Source organism: Rhizobium sp. BK098, from assembly GCF_014193155.1.
Taxonomy (GTDB): Bacteria; Pseudomonadota; Alphaproteobacteria; order Rhizobiales; family Rhizobiaceae; genus Rhizobium.
Map to the genome: position 1 here is coordinate 163,253 of NZ_JACHYY010000005.1, position 16,894 is coordinate 180,146.

General features: G+C 60.7%; 15 protein-coding genes and 1 riboswitch. Of the genes, 7 read left to right on the forward strand and 8 right to left on the reverse strand.

Going from position 1 to position 16,894, the window contains the following annotated elements:
* Window positions 1-21 precede the first annotated feature (21 nt).
* Genes FHT73_RS15255 through ugpC form a run of 3 tightly spaced genes read left to right on the forward strand, consistent with a single transcriptional unit; the run spans window position 22 to window position 3,249 of the window.
* Window positions 22-1,047 carry a Gfo/Idh/MocA family oxidoreductase gene (locus FHT73_RS15255; RefSeq protein ID WP_112606722.1) on the forward strand — a complete coding sequence of 342 codons (1,026 nt, stop codon included), beginning with the start codon at window positions 22-24 and terminating at the stop codon, window positions 1,045-1,047.
* Between the two features lie 7 nt (window positions 1,048-1,054).
* Window positions 1,055-2,125 (forward strand): Gfo/Idh/MocA family oxidoreductase, encoded by a 1,071-nt coding sequence (locus FHT73_RS15260; protein WP_112606724.1) that lies wholly within the window; start codon window positions 1,055-1,057, stop codon window positions 2,123-2,125.
* A gap of 44 nt (window positions 2,126-2,169) precedes the next feature.
* A complete protein-coding gene (gene ugpC / locus FHT73_RS15265) occupies window positions 2,170-3,249 on the forward strand; it encodes a sn-glycerol-3-phosphate ABC transporter ATP-binding protein UgpC (protein ID WP_112607036.1) in 1,080 nt (359 codons plus the stop codon).
* Between the two features lie 54 nt (window positions 3,250-3,303).
* Here ugpC and FHT73_RS15270 read toward each other — a convergent pair whose 3' ends face one another.
* The 7 genes from FHT73_RS15270 to epmA form a co-directional block, all read right to left on the reverse strand.
* Complete coding sequence (locus FHT73_RS15270) at window positions 3,304-5,772, reverse strand: glycoside hydrolase family 2 protein (protein ID WP_183712658.1); 2,469 nt, start codon at window positions 5,770-5,772, stop codon at window positions 3,304-3,306.
* A 77-nt stretch (window positions 5,773-5,849) separates the two neighbouring features.
* Entirely contained in the window at window positions 5,850-6,809 is a 960-nt protein-coding gene (locus FHT73_RS15275) for a DUF1839 family protein (RefSeq protein WP_183712661.1), read from the reverse strand.
* A gap of 8 nt (window positions 6,810-6,817) precedes the next feature.
* Entirely contained in the window at window positions 6,818-7,726 is a 909-nt protein-coding gene (locus FHT73_RS15280) for an amino acid--[acyl-carrier-protein] ligase (RefSeq protein WP_183712664.1), read from the reverse strand.
* Between the two features lie 5 nt (window positions 7,727-7,731).
* On the reverse strand, window positions 7,732-8,925 hold the full coding sequence (locus tag FHT73_RS15285; protein ID WP_112606730.1) for an acyl-CoA dehydrogenase family protein: 1,194 nt from the start codon (window positions 8,923-8,925) through the stop codon (window positions 7,732-7,734).
* Window positions 8,925-9,176, reverse strand: coding sequence for an acyl carrier protein (locus FHT73_RS15290; RefSeq protein ID WP_112606732.1), 252 nt, complete (start codon window positions 9,174-9,176; stop codon window positions 8,925-8,927). Before FHT73_RS15290 ends, FHT73_RS15285 begins: the two co-directional genes overlap by 1 nt.
* 363 nt (window positions 9,177-9,539) lie before the next feature.
* Window positions 9,540-10,592 (reverse strand): lysine-2,3-aminomutase-like protein, encoded by a 1,053-nt coding sequence (locus FHT73_RS15295; RefSeq protein WP_112606734.1) that lies wholly within the window; start codon window positions 10,590-10,592, stop codon window positions 9,540-9,542.
* Window positions 10,589-11,653, reverse strand: a complete 1,065-nt coding sequence (epmA, locus tag FHT73_RS15300) for an EF-P lysine aminoacylase EpmA (protein ID WP_183712667.1) — start codon at window positions 11,651-11,653, stop codon at window positions 10,589-10,591. Before epmA ends, FHT73_RS15295 begins: the two co-directional genes overlap by 4 nt.
* A 152-nt stretch (window positions 11,654-11,805) precedes the next feature.
* Between epmA and efp the strand changes: the two genes are divergently transcribed.
* Window positions 11,806-12,375 (forward strand): elongation factor P, encoded by a 570-nt coding sequence (gene efp, locus FHT73_RS15305; RefSeq protein ID WP_015341611.1) that lies wholly within the window; start codon window positions 11,806-11,808, stop codon window positions 12,373-12,375.
* A 107-nt stretch (window positions 12,376-12,482) separates the two neighbouring features.
* Here efp and FHT73_RS15310 read toward each other — a convergent pair whose 3' ends face one another.
* The gene (locus FHT73_RS15310) at window positions 12,483-14,333 is read right to left on the reverse strand and encodes an ABC transporter ATP-binding protein/permease (protein WP_183712670.1); all 1,851 of its coding nucleotides are present in this window, start codon (window positions 14,331-14,333) and stop codon (window positions 12,483-12,485) included.
* A 163-nt stretch (window positions 14,334-14,496) separates the two neighbouring features.
* Here FHT73_RS15310 and FHT73_RS15315 point away from each other — a divergent pair, with 163 nt between their 5' ends.
* The 3 genes from FHT73_RS15315 to metA all read left to right on the forward strand — a co-directional run bounded on the left by FHT73_RS15315 (window position 14,497) and on the right by metA (window position 16,891).
* Window positions 14,497-15,339, forward strand: a complete 843-nt coding sequence (locus tag FHT73_RS15315) for a MoxR family ATPase (protein ID WP_183712673.1) — start codon at window positions 14,497-14,499, stop codon at window positions 15,337-15,339.
* Window positions 15,339-15,761 carry an NUDIX domain-containing protein gene (locus FHT73_RS15320; RefSeq protein WP_183712676.1) on the forward strand — a complete coding sequence of 141 codons (423 nt, stop codon included), beginning with the start codon at window positions 15,339-15,341 and terminating at the stop codon, window positions 15,759-15,761. The genes FHT73_RS15315 and FHT73_RS15320 overlap by 1 nt, the downstream gene beginning before the upstream one ends.
* Before the next feature lie 80 nt (window positions 15,762-15,841).
* Window positions 15,842-15,919: riboswitch (SAM riboswitch) on the forward strand.
* A gap of 45 nt (window positions 15,920-15,964) precedes the next feature.
* A complete protein-coding gene (gene metA, locus FHT73_RS15325; protein ID WP_183712679.1) occupies window positions 15,965-16,891 on the forward strand; it encodes a homoserine O-succinyltransferase in 927 nt (308 codons plus the stop codon).
* The last annotated feature ends 3 nt before the right edge of the window (window positions 16,892-16,894 follow it).

Genomic DNA, 16,894 nt, shown 5'->3' on the forward strand with positions numbered 1-16,894 from the left:
ACCCACGAAAGGAAATGTCGCATGAGCGCGCTGCGCTTCGCCGCCATCGGCCTCAATCACGATCACATCTACGGCCAGGTCAACGTCATGCTGCGGGCCGGCGCCGAACTCGTCGCCTTCCATGCGGTGGAGGACGATCTCGCCGCCACCTTCGCCGAGCGCTTTCCGCAGGCACGACGCGTTGTCGACAAAAGGGAAATCCTCGAGGATAGCTCCATCGCGCTGATCGTCAGCGCCGCGATTTCCAGCGAGCGCGCCGGCCTTGCCATCGAGGCCATGCGTCACGGCAAGGACGTGATGCTCGACAAGCCCGGCATGGTGACGCTGGATCAGCTGGCAGACGTCAAAAAGGTACAGGCCGAGACCAAGCGCATCGTCTCCATCCTCTACTCCGAGCATTTCGAGACGGCCTCGACAGTCAAGGCCGGCGAACTGGTGAAGGCGGGCGCCATCGGCAAGGTCATCCACACCACGGGCCTCGGTCCGCACCGTCTGCGCAAGCCGACCCGCCCGGACTGGTTCTTCGACCGCAAGCGCTATGGCGGCATCATCGCCGACATCGCCTCGCATCAGTGCGAGCAGTTCTTGTTCTTTGCCGATTCCCTTGAAGCCGAAGTGCTGTCGGCAACGGTGTCCAATCGCGCCAATCCAGAAACGCCGGGCCTGCAGGACTATGGCGATTTCCATGTGAGGACGCCTGATGTCACCGGCTATGTCCGCGTCGACTGGTTCACGCCGGACGGTCTTTCCACCTGGGGCGACGGTCGCCTCTTCATTCTGGGCACAGAAGGCACGATCGAGCTGCGCAAATATATCGACGTTGCCGGCCGGCCCGGCACCGATCACCTCTTCCTGACCGACCGCAAGGGCATGCAGCATATCGATTGCAGCGGAGTGGAGTTGCCCTATGGCCGCCAGCTTGTCGCCGACATAAGAGATCGCACCGAAACGGCCATGGGCCAGGAACATTGCTTCAAGGCCATGGAGCTGGCGCTGAAGGCGCAGGCGCTTGCCGAGGCTACATCGCTCAAGAACATTCAAAGGTAATTGCGATATGTCCGACATCAAGAAAGTCGCGATCATCGGCCTCGGCATCGGCCGCTCCCACATCGTCGAAGGTTATCTGCCGCATTCGGATCGTTTCGAGGTCGCCGTTCTCTGCGATCTCAACGAGGAACGCCTGAACGCGGTCGGCGATGAATTCGGCATCGCGAGACGCCTCAGGGATTTCTCCGAAGTCCTCAACATGCCCGATATCGACATCATCGACATCTGCACGCCGCCCGGCTCGCATTTCCAACTGATTATGCAGGCGCTATCGGCCGGCAAGCATGTGGTCTGCGAAAAGCCGCTCGTCGGCTCGCTCGCCGATGTCGACGCGGTTATCGCGGCCGAAAAGACGGCCAAGGGCCGGCTGATGCCGATCTTCCAATATCGCTATGGCGACGGCATCCAGAAGGCCAAGCGCATCATCGCTTCAGGCATCGCCGGCAAACCCTATGTAGCGACGTCAGAGACACATTGGGTGCGCGGCGCCGACTATTATGCGGTCCCCTGGCGCGGCAAGTGGGATACCGAACTCGGCGGCGTTCTGATGACGCACTCCATCCATCTGCACGATATGCTGACCTATCTGATGGGACCGATCGCAGGCCTCTTCGGCCGCGTCGCCACCCGGGTCAACGATATCGAGGTCGAGGATTGCGCCAGCGCCAGCCTGCTGATGGAAAACGGCGCACTCGCCACCATCAGCGCCACGCTCGGCTCGCAGGAGCAGATCAGCCGCCTGCGGCTCGCCTTCGAAAACGTCCTGATCGAAAGCAACCACGAGCCCTACAGCCCCGGCCAGGATCCATGGAAGATTGTTCCGGCCAATGACGAGATCGGCGCGAAGATCGATGCGCTGCTCGCCAACTGGTCGCCGATCCCGAACCGTTTCAATACGCAGATGAGGCTGTTCCACGAAGCGCTGGTGTCTGGCGGCCCGTTGCCGGTGACGACAGCCGATGCCCGCCAGGCGCTGGAGCTGGTTACGGCATTCTACGAATCGTCGGAAACCCGCACGGAAGTCCGCTTCCCCGTCGGGCCGGAAGCCAAGAAATACAAGAGCTGGAGGCCGGCATGAACATTGCTCCGCGAGCCATCGGAACCAAGAAGGAGGAAGCACCCATGGCGACAAGCGTATCGCTGCAGAAAGTTATCAAGCGCTATGGCGAGCTTCAGGTGGTTCACGGGATCGATCTGGAAATCGAACCGGGAGAGTTCACCGTTTTCGTCGGCCCATCCGGCTGCGGCAAGTCCACGCTCCTGCGCATGATCGCCGGGCTGGAGCCGATTTCGGGCGGCGGCCTCTATCTCGACGGTAGCCGCATGAACGATGTCCCCGCTTCCAAGCGCGGCATCGCCATGGTCTTCCAGTCCTATGCGCTCTATCCGCATATGACCGTCTACAAGAACCTGGCCTTTGGCCTCGAAACTGCCGGCATGAAGAAGCAGGAAATCCAGCCCCGCGTCGAAAAGGCGGCCGAGATCCTGCAGATCAAGCAGCTGCTGCAGCGCAAGCCGAAGCAGCTTTCCGGTGGCCAGCGCCAGCGCGTCGCCATCGGCCGCGCCATCGTGCGCGAGCCCAACATCTTCCTCTTCGACGAGCCGCTCTCGAATCTCGATGCCGAACTGCGTGTGCAGATGCGCGTCGAGATTGCCCGCCTGCACCAGCGGCTCGGCAACACCATGATCTATGTCACCCACGACCAGACGGAAGCCATGACCATGGCCGACAAGATCGTCGTGCTCAATGGCGGCAAGATCGAGCAGGTCGGCGCTCCCCTTGACCTCTACAACAGGCCGAAGAACAAGTTCGTCGCCGGCTTCATCGGCTCGCCGAAGATGAACTTCCTCGATGCGAAGATCGTCGCCTCTGACGACGGCTCCGCCGTCATCGATCTCGCCGGCCAAACCGTGCGCCTGCCGCGCCGGCTCGGTGGTCTCCAGCCCGGACAGCCCGTGACGCTTGGCGCGCGCCCGGAACATTTGAACGTCGGCGATCGCGGCGTAGGGCTCGGTAGCGCACGCGTCGATCTCGTCGAGCACCTCGGCGGCCAGACCATCCTCTACGTCACGCTGCATGGCGGCCAGGCACTGACGGTCGCGCTGGAAGATCAACAGAGCATCCGCGCCGGCGAAACGGTCAGCATCCATATCGATCCCGAGCGCTGCCATCTGTTCGGCCCGGATGGCATGACTTTGTGATGGAGCTGGCGGCGGGCACGGAGTTATCCCGCCCCTGGCTGGCGAGATAGGCGCTCAAACCTCGACGATCCGCCGGCTGCCGACCGTGCGGATCTGGCCGGATGGAATGACATCGGCCGGAACGCCCTCCCGTCGGTACAGCCGAAGTCGCCGGCTGCCTGGTGCAAGATGGAACCAGTCATCCTCGGCGCGATAAGCTTCCAGGTCGATTTGCACCGATTGCGCCAACCGATCGCTGCTCAACTCGAGGAACCAGTCTTCACCCTCCTGCACTGCCGACGCCGTGATCTCCGCATCGTGGAACGCCTTTGTGCGCCCGAGCGGGAAGTAAAAGGCCTGGGCGATCGCAGTACCGGTCGCAGGAGCTGTCAGCCGCGCCACTGTCACATCATGCGATGGCGGTCCGAAACGGAACGCATAGGTCGTATCGAAGAAGGCGCCGAAAAGATCAGTGCAGGCTATCTTTTGCTTGCTTCGGGCATCGAGCACCAGATCGCGCCCGCCACCGACGACGATCTGACGGCCGTCGCGCAGGCAGGATACCTCGACGGTCAGATCGAGCGCCACATCGCTCTCGTTGATGACGTGCACGTCGAGACCATTGGTGCCTTCATCCATCAGCAGCACCTGTATCGGCTGGAAGGCACGACGCAATGCGTACCAGACCGGCTTCGGCTCCCCGGTCGAATCGATCACGCCCCAACCGGCGCCGGGAAGCAGATCCTGCAGCGTCCAGACGAGGGCGCCGTTGCAGCCGGAACCTTGGCGGCGCCACTCGGCATAGGTCTCCTCGGCCACCTCGCCGGTTACCGCACGGGAGAGGTTGAGATAGAGATCCGGGTCTTCCCGCCGTAGCCGGTTTGGCTCGAAGCCGTAAAGCTCCTGAAGATAATGATCACGCACATCCTCGAAATCCCAGGACGCGCCGCGATCGCGCGGCACGCGCTCTTTCCATAGCGGGCTATGGACTGCCGGAACCGGCAGGTGCTGGCCGAGCATGCGGGCTTGCGGCACGTGCGCGAAAGCCAGGCTCTCGGCGGCGAAGCGAACATCGGCGCGGCGGGCATCGGCAAGCGGCCGCATATAGGCGCCGACGCCGTAATAATGCGTGACGCCAACATTTGAAAAAAACGGCATTGCCCCGCCGGACGGCGAATTAACGACATAGGGCACATCCGGCCGCAGCGATTGCACCAGTGGTGGGATGATCTCCTCGACAACGGGGCTCTTCCAGAACTGCTCCGGCAGGCCCATCATCGCCGCCTGCTGATGGATTTCGCTGCCACCGCAAAGGATAGCCAGGCAAGGCGAGAGGCGCGTCCGACCCAAAAACTGCGAAACCTCCGTTTCGACATGGGCGTTGAACGCCTTGTCGTTCTTCGGATAGTCGAAATTGGCGAACATGAAATCCTGCCAGACGAGCAGGCCGAGTTCGTCACAGAGACGGAAGAATTCCGGCGTCTCATAGGCCATGGTGCCGCCGATGCGGATCATGTTCATGCCGGCTTCCGCCGCCAGCCGCAGCCAGCCCTCGTAATCACCACGGTCGCCGGGGAGGCGCACGATATCCGCCGTAGTCCAGACAGCACCTCGGCAGAAAATCCGCTTGCCATTGACGATGACAGCGAAATCCTGCCCATCGACGCCGCGATCGACCGACAGCCGGCGAAACCCGGTCTGTCCGAGCGCATGCTCCACGCCATCGACGACGAGCGTGACATCATGGAGCTGCGGCACGCCATGCGTATGCGGCCACCATGGCACCACATCGCGGATTTTCAGGATTGCCGTATAGCGGCCGGGACCGTCCTTCTCGAACGCCTGTTCCGTCTCTCCGCAGCGCAAAAGGAGCTCTTCAACATCGCCCTCGATCGAGAGCGAGGCGTAGAGCCTGCCCTCACCATTCTCGAGCAGGTCCGGCCGCAAGGAGAGATCACGAATAACAGGCGCATTCGGCCGCAGCAGCGAAATCGGCCGCCAAGGACCGACGGCCTGAACCTCCGGACACCAGCCGGGCATATGGCCGAGCAGCGTCGTGCGCACCATCCGCAAGCCCTGTGGCGTGATCATCTGCGGCCGCCAACGGGCGCGTGGGCCGGGTTCCAAAAGCTTCGGCTCCAGCGCGCGGAAACAGAGCGCCAGCTCGTCGCCACCAAGCAAGGTGACATCGACGTCGTGAGCCTCGAACATGCTTTCGGACACAAGGATTTGCTGGCCGTTGAGGAAGACTTCGCAAAGCGTCGCCAACCCTTCCAGCCGCAAGACCGCCTCACCGGCGTCAGCATCCACCAGACGGCAGATGTACCAGGCATCGTGGTCGTGAAGAGGCTGCGGCTTCGTCCGGTCGAAGCGTCCGGCCCTTTCCAGGGCTTCCGCCACCGTGCCGGGCACGGGCGCCGGGATAAAGCCAGATGTCAGCGGCACATCGGAGGGCGAGAGGCAGGTGCCCGCCTCCGTCAATACCAGATTCCAACCCTCGCTCAGCCGCATTCCATCGCCGAGATCCGCCAAGCGCCCGCCCATGATATTTTTCGAGGGATTGCCCCCGCCCCAATATGTTCAGAAATAACCCAGCCGTATCGCGATCGAACGGAAGTCGGTCAAAGCTTCCGTTCGAGTTCGCTCATCATGGAATCCCACGCATCGGCAGCCGGATCAAGCGCCGTCCGCAGCGGCTCGAATTTCTTGCGCGTAATGGCCCGAGCCAGCTGGAACTGCACCGACTTCGCCGTCTCGGAAATTTGCCGCGCCTCGGCCACCGCTTCAGACAGATCGGTCGAAAGCCAGTCGAAATGGCTGCCCGCAAGCTCGAAATTGGCGCCGAGCTGACGCAACGTGTTGAAGGCATATTTATGGAAGAAGCCGAAAGGCCGTTCGGCGACCGCTTCCACCTGCGCCGGGAAGACCTCCGCGAAGGCGCGGATCGGATTGGCCAGCGGACGACGGTGGAAATGGAAAGACAAAAGCTGCCGCGCCGTCTGACGGATCGCAGCCTCACCCGGTGCCTTCTCCGGAAATTTCGCAAATTCCGTATAGGGCAGGAAGGGCAGATCCTCATTCGTCAGATGCAGCTGGAAGAGCCCGTCGAAGTCCTCGCTCGACAGCTGGAAGAATCCGCCATTGTGGAAGTAGTCGAGCGTGCGGCCCTGCATGTCGAGCCGGTTGATCGCGACCGTCGTCTTGCCGTGTTCGCGGCGATAGCCGACCCCTTGAGTATCCGGCATGAAGAAAGAATCCATCTCCACCAGGCAGAGCCTGCCGCGGCCGATCTGCTCGGCGACATGGTTCTGCACCTTGTCGTAGATCGCAAGCTCGGTGCAGCGCACGCCATAGAGCGCTTCCAGATCCTCGAGCGGCACCTTGAAGAAGGTGAACTGGTCGCCCTCGAAATCCTGTGTCAGCGTAAAGCCGAGCATGGCTTCCGGCGGCAGCTTCAGGCTCGAAAGAACCTCGATCCAGAGATCGATATAGCAGTTGGTCTCGGGCCACATGCGCTCGCTGTCGTGCAGTGCATGTGGCTTGTAGGCGGCGGGATCCAGCCCCTGAAACACGGAAGCCATGGGCGCGATCAGCCCCACAGCGCCTTGCGCACGCTCTCGGGCCATTCCTTGGTGTCGAGACCATGAGTGTGGAACAGCGCCAGCGCGATGCGCTCCAGGCCAAAGCCGACGCAGGCGGTATGCACGACGCGGCCATCGGCAAAGTTCAGGCCCCACTTCGTGCCAAAGGCATCCTGGTGGTAGTTGAAGCTCATGCAGGCGGTCGGCTTGGCGACTGAGGTGATCGGGATCAACAGCTCGAACTTCAGGTTCTGGTCGCGCTGATTGTTGGCGAGCATCTTGCCGGCGCGGCCGAAGAACGGGTCGTTGGCGACATCGATGGTTACATCGAGACCAACGGCCCTCATCATCTCGACACCGCGGTCCATCCAGCTCTGGCGGAAATCCGTCACGTGCTTTTCGCTGCCCATGCAGACATATTCGCGCATACGGAAGAGCTGCTGGCGGGCCGGGTCCTTGGAGGGCTCGTGGCGGAAGCAATAGGATTGCAGATCATAGAGCGCTCCATCTTCCGGAATGGCGCCGCGCTTGGCGACCGTCGGATAGAGCGGATAGCAGGCAGCCGGCGTCAGCACGATATCGGTCGCCTGCTGGTCTTTCGTCCAGTCGTCGCCCACTTCCATGCATTTCAGCAGGCTCATATGGTCGAGCTCGTTGCCGCAGAAGCTGTGCACCGTGCCGGCAAGCTGCGGGAAGCTCTTCATGTAGCCGCTCGTCTCAAAGAAGGCGCGGTTCATGCCGGGCGGAAAGCGGATGGCTTCGGCGCCATCGGCGCCGCCGAACGTGTCGATCAAGCGCTCGAAAGCGGAAATCACGTCTTCGAACTGGCCGCTGCGGCCGTAGAGACCATCGACGCCGGTGTCGATCAGGAGACCGGAATCGAAAAGACGGTCGAGAAACGATGTTTGCATATCCATGACGGTTACCCCAACAGGCTGGTATCTTGTTTGTGGACGAGCAGCATGGTCGACGTATTGCCGAGAATGCGGTCGTTCGAGATCATCAATTGTGCCGAATGCGCGTCGCGCAGGTGGCGGCCGAGGCTGTAGGGCGTACCGTTCTTGTAGCCCATGATGCCGCAGATCAGCATCGCATGGTTGATGATCGGCAGGATCATCTCCGATGATGCGATCTTGACGTTGTTCATCGCCACGGCAAAGGCCATCGACGACAGGCGGTCCGCGTCGAGCTTCGCCTCTTCATAGGCCTTGAGCCCCGCGACCACATTGGATTTCACCATCTGCAGCATGCTGGATGCTTCAGCCAGACGTAGCGCGCCGGGCGGCGGCGCGCCGGGAGACTTGCGGGCAGCAGCCCGCACGAAAGCCTGCGCGCGGGAAACCGCATCGGCGGCAATGCCGTACCACACACCGCTCCAGAGCAGATGCGAGCTTGCGAGCATCGACTGTGCGGCGATCTCGGCAAAGGGCTTCGGCAGGATCTGCTTGGCCGGAGCCTTTCCCTTAAACAGGAAGCCGTCGGAACAGGTGCCACGCATGCCGAGCGTGTTCCACTCGACGGTGCGCTTGATGTCGTATTGATCTTTCAGGAAGCAGGTCAGTACCTGATCGGAGGACGCCGCCTCGGCATGGCTGCGCGAGGTGATCAGAATGGCGTCGGCATGAGCGCCATAGGAAATGACGGTCGCATCCTTTTCGAGGGTGCAGGTATCGCCTTCGACATTGATGGCGCAGATACTGTTGCGCAGGTTGCCGCCGATCCCGCCCTCGGTCGTCGCAGAGGCAAGCAGCAGCTGTTCCCTGGCGATACGGCGCATGAAATCACGATGCCAATCGCTGTCGACGCCGTGCTCGACCAGGCTCGAAAGCTTGATCTGATGCATGGCGAAGACCATGGCGCTGGCGGCGCAAGCCTGACCGAGGATCGAGCAAAGCTCGGCGATTTCGGTCATCGACGCGCCTTCGCCGCCGAGATCGGCGGGGATCTGGATGGAGAGCAGCTTTTCGGCGCGCATCGCGTCGACTGCTTCGCGTGGGAACCGGCCCTCGGCATCGACGGCATCGGCGTGTTGGCTGGCGATCGCTGCGACGCGGGCGGCGCGCACCGCCGCTCCCTCGCCCGTCCCAACCTCGAGTAGAGCGACCGCCGCAGTCATCAGGCGACCTTTCTGCTGTCCAGGATCATGCCGACGGTTCTTTCGATTGCGGCGATGCTGGCGAAAGACTTGCGGTTCAGCAGGTTGTCCGGGAATTCGATGTCGAAGGCTTCCTCGATGCCGAGCATCAGCTGTACGGAAGCGAAGGAAGACAGCCCCGCCGCATAAAGATCAGCATCGTCTTCGATCTGATCGATAGCAACGGGAAGCGCGCCGAACTTGGCCAGCAAATCGCGAATCGTCTTGTTCATAGTCTAGTCCCTTCTGGCAATGGCAAGCATAACCGCAGTTACGCAGTCTTATTCTTCGCCGAGAAGTAACAGGCAAAATAGAACATTCCGCTAAGCGACGTGGTAAATACAACCAACTTATGCTTCGTGTAAAATTGCTATATTCGATACTTACCTGATTGAAATTTACCAAGCGTAAGCCATCTAACACGCGGCTCAAGCACAAATATCGAAAATCTCTAATATTAAGGAATGACGATTTTTGGAATGTCGAGAGGTGAAAGAAGGTTAACGTACCAAAATTCGCCACCACGTTTCATTCAAAAAACGTCATAACAATCAGAGCGTCAGTAAAAGTATAGGCCTGCAGGACAAAGGCCGCCCCTAGCCTTCCGGCGGATAGATATGGCCGCCGCCGCGATAGTCCGAAATCGAATAGCAGCCCTCGCCCAGATTGCGAACCGCGCTTCGACCGATGTCGGCCTTGCCGTAGCCACCGGGAATATCGAGAATGTAGGTCGGTTGGCAAAGGCCGGAAATACGGCCGCGCAGGCTTGCTACGATTGCCTGCCCTTCGGCGATCGTAAGGCGGAAGTGGCTGGTGCCGGGCGCAAGGTCCGGATGATGCAGATAATAGGGTTTCACCCGGGTTTCGACGAAAGCCCTCATCAGCGCCGCCAGAACCTCCGGATCGTCATTGACGCCCTTCAACAGAACCGACTGGCTGATAAGCACGATTCCCGCATCGACCAGCCGGGCGCAGGCAGCACGCGCCTCATCCGTCATCTCCCGCGGATGATTGGCATGAAGCGCTACATAGATGGTCTTGCCGCTCGCCTTCAGTGCCGCAATCAGCGCCGCATCGACCCGCAAAGGATCTACGACTGGGATGCGGGTGTGGAAGCGGACGATCCTCACATGGTCGATCTCGGCAAGCTGCCCGAGAATCTCTTCCAGGCGCCGCGGTGAAAGCACCAGCGGATCGCCGCCGGTCAGAATGACCTCCCAGATCTCCTTGTGCTCGCGGATATAGGCAAAGGCGCCGTTAAGCGCCTCGCCATCGAGCATGCCGAGCCCCTGCGGTCCGACCATCTCGCGACGGAAGCAAAAGCGGCAATAGACCGGGCAGACATGCACGGCCTTCAGAAGCACGCGATCGGGATAGCGATGAACGATACCCTCGACGGGGCTATGCGCGTGATCGCCGATCGGATCGGTGCGCTCCTCGGGCGTGACAACGAGTTCCGCCAGATCAGGCACGAACTGCCGGGCAATAGGATCGGCGGGGTTTTCGGCGTCGATCAGTCGCGTCACGGTCGGCGTCAGGGCGACGGCATAGCGCTCCGCCACGGCTTCGAGCGCCACTGCCTGGTCGGCGTCGATCAGCCCGGCGCGCTCAAGTTCGCCGATAGTCCGGATTGGGCGCATCACATTCATGCGTCATACTCCGCGACTGGTGCCCACAGCACCTGTTCGATCCGCGAGGCGCCGGTTGCCAGCATCACGAGCCGGTCGAAACCCAACGCGATGCCGCTCGCGTCGGGCATGACGGCAAGCGCCTCCAGAAACTCCTCGTCCAGCGGATAGGTCTCGCCATAGACGCGCTGTTTCTCCCCCATCTCGATCTCGAAACGGCGGCGCTGCTCCTCGGCGTTGGTGAGCTCGCCAAAGGCATTGGCAAGCTCAACGCCGCAGGCATAGAGCTCGAAACGCTCGGCAACGCGGTGGTCGGCTGCCGACGGCCGGGCAAGCGCCGCTTCGGAAACGGGATATTCGTCGAGGATCGTTGCGCGGCCGAAGCCTAGATTCGGCTCAATCTTCTCGACCAGCACGCGGCTGAAAAGATCCTGCCAAAGATCGTCGTCGGCAACACGGATGCCCGCCTTGCGCATATCCGCCGCCAGACGCTCGCGATCCGTCGATCCGTCGAGGCCGATGGAGGCAAAGAGATCGATACCGGCATAACGTTCGAAAGCAGCCGCCACGCTGATGCGCTCGGGCTGGAGGAACGGATCGGTCTCCGCGCCGCGATAGCTGAATTTCTTCGCCCCGACCGTCTCGGCAGCAAGCCCCAGGATTGCGGCGCAATCGGCCATGAGGGCCTCGTAGCTCTCTCCTGCCCGGTACCATTCCAGCATGGTGAATTCCGGATGATGCAGCGGCCCGCGCTCGCGATTGCGGTAGACATGGGAAAAGCAGGCGATGCGCTCCTCGCCCGCCGCAAGCAGCTTCTTGCAGGCAAATTCCGGTGAGGTGTGCAGATAGAGGGGCAGCGTTTTGCCATCCGTCGTCACCGCCTCGGTCACGAAAGCATGCAGATGGGCCTCGTTGCCGGGCGATACCTGCAGTGTCGCCGTATCGACCTCGATGAAGTCGTTGCGCGCGAAGAAAACCCGCAACGCAGCCTGAATGGCATTGCGGCCGATGAGGAACGGCCGCCGGTCCGCATGGACATTGCGGGTCCACCAGGGGGACGCTTTGCTCGTCTTTGGCTTCATTCCTAGCTTTCTTCGGGGCACGGGCCACGCAAGGGGGTGGCAATTTCCATTGATTTAGGGTAGTTGCGCCCCCAAGCAAACAATTGCTGCGTCTCGGAGAGCATTTCGACAGTCCCTCTACGACGCAAAACGCAGCGTTACAAGGAAGTCTTATGGTCAAGGTCATCGCCTCTTCGGTCCGCAAGGGCAACGTTCTCGATGTCGACGGCAAGCTCTACGTCGTTCTCACCGCTCAGAACTTTCATCCGGGCAAGGGTACGCCGGTTACCCAGGTCGACATGCGCCGCATCGTCGACGGCGTGAAGGTCTCCGAGCGTTGGCGCACCACCGAACAGGTCGAGCGCGCCTTCGTCGAAGACGTGAACTTCCAGTACCTCTATGAAGACGGCGAAGGCTTCCACTTCATGAACCCGGCCACCTACGACCAGGTTGTGGTCGACGTCGAAACCATGGGCGACCAGAAGGCCTATCTCCAGGAAGGCATGACCTGCATCCTGTCGATCCACGAAGGCATCCCGCTCGCGATCGAACTGCCGCGCCATGTCACGCTCGAAATCAGCGAGACAGAGCCGGTCGTGAAGGGCCAGACAGCATCGTCTTCCTACAAGCCCGCCATACTGTCGAACGGCATCCGCACCCTGGTGCCGCCGCACATTACCGCCGGCACCCGCGTCGTCATCGCCACGGAAGACAATTCCTACGTCGAGCGCGCCAAGGACTGAGCCTCAAGCTCATAGCTTGCATGAAAAACGCCTCGTCCTCGCGACGGGGCGTTTTGCGTTTTGGGCGGTTGAAGCCAGAGGATCACATGAAGATGGATCCCACCGTATTAGGGAGCACTGGCCTTTTTCCCGCCCGTCCGCATTGCACCGGCGGTCTCGGGCGGCGTTTGCATATCGGTGCTGTGCTCATGCGGAGCCAAGGACTGCAGATGCAGGATGCGCGGCGACATGGAGTTCATGAAGGCTTCTGAGCGCCCGATATAGATCAGAGTCGCATCCTTCAATTCGGTGAGCATAGCAAAAGCCTTCGCCTGAACTTCAGCCTCGAGCCCATCCATGGCATCATCGAAGACGATCCATTTCGGCTTCGCGAGCAGCAGATGCGCAAAGCCGACAGCCTTCTGCTCTTCGGTATCGAGCAATCGATCCCAGCGGGCCTGCGTATCGAGACGGCTCTTCAGCCGGCCGAGGCCCACCTTGTCGATGACGGCCTCGACAGCGGCATCGTCGTAGGCGTCCGGATCATCCGGAAAACAGATTGCCTCTCTGAGCGTGCCGGTCGGCACATAGGGCGTATGCGGCACGAAGAGCATGTCATCCATCGGCGGCAGGCTGACCGTGCCCGAGCCGCTGTACCACTGGTGCGCCAGCACCTCGAACAGCAGCCTGCGGTTTACGCCGTGATCGCCATTGATCATCACATGCTCGCCGGTATTGATCGTGACCGTACCCTCCGCGATTCGGAAGCCGTTTTCAGTCGCCTCGTCGCTGGTCTTCGTCGAAATTTCCAGATCGGTCCAAGCCATCGTCCCGGGTGCCGCCTTCTCAAAGACGAGGGTGTGCGGCATCGGCGTCTTGTCGTCCATCTCCGTCAGCGCCTTGCGGAAGTCGGTCACGCGCATCAGCGTCGCGCGCCATTCGGCGATCGGGCCGAAATTCGCGACATACCAGCGCAGCGCCGAATTGACCTGATTGAAGGCGCCGACCGCCACCATCAGCTGACCGAAGGTCAAGCCTCCGGAGAAATAGGCGGGCGCGGCAACGAGGATCGGAATGATGAGCACCAGCCAGCCATAGCCGGCGGACACCCAGGTGAGATTGGTATTGGCGATGGCAAGCTGCCGGATGACGGCAAGCACGGCCGATATATCGAGATTGATCCGCCGGCGCTCGTTCTCTTCGCCGCCGGCAATCGTGATCGCCGGCATGTGCTCGTTGGCATGCATGAGCGCAAAGCGCAGCTCGGCCTCTTTCGAATAGCGATCCGCATTCAGCCGCACGAGGCGGCGGCCGACGAATTGGCTGAGGAACGATGCCGATCCGGCATAGAGGATTGCCGCCCAGACCATGTAGCCGGGGATGGCGAAACTCATGCCGTTGACTTTGAATACCATGCCGCTGGAAAGCTCCCAGAGCACGCCGATAAAGCTCAGCAGCAGGATCGTCGCCTGCACCAGACCGATGGCAAGCCCGGTCGTGCTTTCCGCGAGGTTGCGAGCATCTTCATGCAGACGCTGGTCGGGATTGACGCCGATCAGGCCGGAAGAGGCGAGACGAAGCGCGCGCTTCGCCTGAAGCCACTGATTGACGAGATCACGCGCCAGACCCTCGCGCATGTACAGCGCGGTCATCTGGTTAAGCCAGGCCTGGATGACGTTGAGGACCAGGAGCGAACCGGCGATGATGCCGAAGACGCCGAGCTGATGGAAGAAAGCGGTGATATCGCGTCTTGCCAGCGAATCGTAAAAGGGCGCGTTCCAATTGTTGAGCAGCACCTGAACATAGGCCGTGACGAGGATGATTGCGAAAAGCGCGACGACGAGAATAATGAGCTTGATGCGGACCGGCGAATTCCAGAACGCGGAAAACATCATCCTCAACCGAAAGAAGAGGCTCAAATCGTATCCGACCTGCTCGTTCCCCTGCCCATTCGGCTTGGCTTGCGTATCAACTGCCATCAGCACTTCCCTGCCACGCGTCCCGTCAGTTAATCATGAGCCGCCCTCATGTCCACCCTTGCAATAGATCGGTGGGATCACATTCCTATATACACGGTTTCGCGTCTTAAACCGAATAAGACCAGCAATTAGCTTGCGCTTGAAAAATTGAGAAAGCCTTCCGATGCAATTTCAGGGAACTGCCGACTATATCGCCGACAAGGATCTGATGGTCGCCGTCAATGCCGCCATAAGGCTGGAGCGTCCGCTTCTCGTAAAGGGCGAACCCGGTACGGGCAAGACCGAACTCGCACGCCAGGTGGCCACCGCGCTCGGCCTTGACCTGATCGAGTGGAATGTCAAATCGACGACGAAGGCCCAGCAGGGTCTCTACGAATATGATGCGGTTTCGCGCCTGCGCGACAGCCAGCTCGGCGACATCAGAGTTCATGATGTCAGCAACTACATCCGTCGGGGCAAGCTTTGGCAGGCATTCACCTCGCCGCAGAAATGCGTGCTGCTGATCGACGAGATCGACAAGGCCGATATCGAATTCCCGAACGATCTCCTGCAGGAACTCGACCGCATGGAATTCCATGTCTACGAGACCGGCGAGACGATCCGGGCCGCGATCCGCCCGATCGTCATCATCACCTCGAACAACGAGAAGGAGCTGCCGGACGCCTTCCTGCGCCGCTGTTTCTTTCATTATATTCGCTTCCCCGACATGCAGACGCTGACGCGCATCGTCGAGGTGCACTATCCCGGCATCAAGCAGACGCTCGTCCATGCGGCACTGACGCAATTCTTCGAAATCCGCGACGTGCCGGGCCTGAAGAAGAAGCCCTCGACCTCGGAAGCGCTCGACTGGATCCGCCTGCTGGTCGCAGACGATATCGATCCGGAAACGCTGCGCGCCGATGCGAAGAACGTATTGCCGAAACTCCATGGCGCGCTTCTGAAGAACGAGCAGGACGTGCACCTCTTCGAGCGGCTGGCCTTCATGGCACGTGGGCAGGGTAGATAATGCAACCCGATGCCGTAAAGGTTTTGATCTATGCTATTCGGGATCGGCATCTGCTGGTATTCGATGAGCCAGACTTCCCCGCCGTCCAGCTCCAGGTTCCTGGTGGCACCGTCGAATCCGGTGAGGACATTGTAGCGGCCGCAGCGCGCGAATTCGAGGAGGAGACCGGTTTTGCGCCGCGCGAACTCCAACTGCTTGGCGTCCACGACTACCGTTTCGAAAAGAACGGCCGCGATTACTATCACCAACGGCACTATTTCCGCTGCGGTATCTCCGAGCGAGCGCCTGCCACTTGGCTCCACCACGAAATGACGCCTTTCGACGGTGGCGACCCGATCGGCTTCCGCTTCTTCTGGCTACCGATCGAGGCTGCCAGGCATCGCCTCGGTTATGGCATGGAAGCTCTCATTGAACATCTGTAGGCCACATCGCGCCTCCGAGCTCAGCCCCGGACTTTCCCCGACGCTCGCCCCATTGACCCGCGGAGATGTCGGGTTTATGAGATTTCCCTTGTGGTGATTTGGCCGGCCGGCTTGCAGCCACGTTAAATAAGTCGCTAAAGGGCCGCGTGCGGACCGGTAGCGATTCATCGCGGCCGGTTTTTTTGTATTTGGCGAGTGAAAAGATGCCCATCAAGATTCCCGATACGCTCCCCGCGTTTGAAACCCTCCAGAACGAGGGTGTGCGGGTGATGACCGAAACGGTGGCGTTCCGTCAGGATATCCGCCCCCTTCAGATCGGGCTTCTCAACCTCATGCCGAACAAGATCAAGACCGAGATCCAGATGGCGCGCCTGGTCGGCGCCTCGCCGCTGCAGGTGGAGTTTTCCCTGGTGCGCGTTGGCGGCCACAGGGCCAAGAACACCTCGCAGGAGCATCTGCTTGCTTTCTACGAGACGTGGGAAGAAGTGAAGCACCGCAAGTTCGACGGCTTCATCATAACCGGCGCGCCGATCGAGCTGCTCGAATATGAGGACGTCACCTACTGGAACGAAATGCAGGAGATCTTGGATTGGACGACCACCAACGTCCATTCGACGATGAACGTCTGCTGGGGTGCGATGGCAGCGATCTACCATTTCCACAAAGTGCCGAAATATACGCTGACGGAGAAGGCCTTCGGCGTCTACCGCCACCAGAACCTGAAGCCCTCCTCGGTCTATCTCAACGGCTTCTCCGACGATTTCGCCATTCCGGTCTCGCGCTGGACCGAAGTGCGCCGCGCCGACATCGAAAAAGTGCCTGGTCTGGAAATACTGATGGACTCGAGCGAGATGGGCGTCTGCCTCGTGCATGAACGGGCCTGCAACCGGCTCTACATGTTCAATCATGTGGAGTATGATTCCACCTCGCTGGCGGACGAGTATTTCCGGGATGTGAATGCCGGCGTGCCGATCAAGATGCCGCACAATTATTTCCCGCATAACGACCCGGAAATCCCTCCGCAGAACCGGTGGCGCAGCCACGCGCATCTGTTCTTCGGCAACTGGATCAACGAGATCTACCAGACCACGCCATATGATCTGGAGGAGATCGGCCAGGAAAGGATTTGAGGC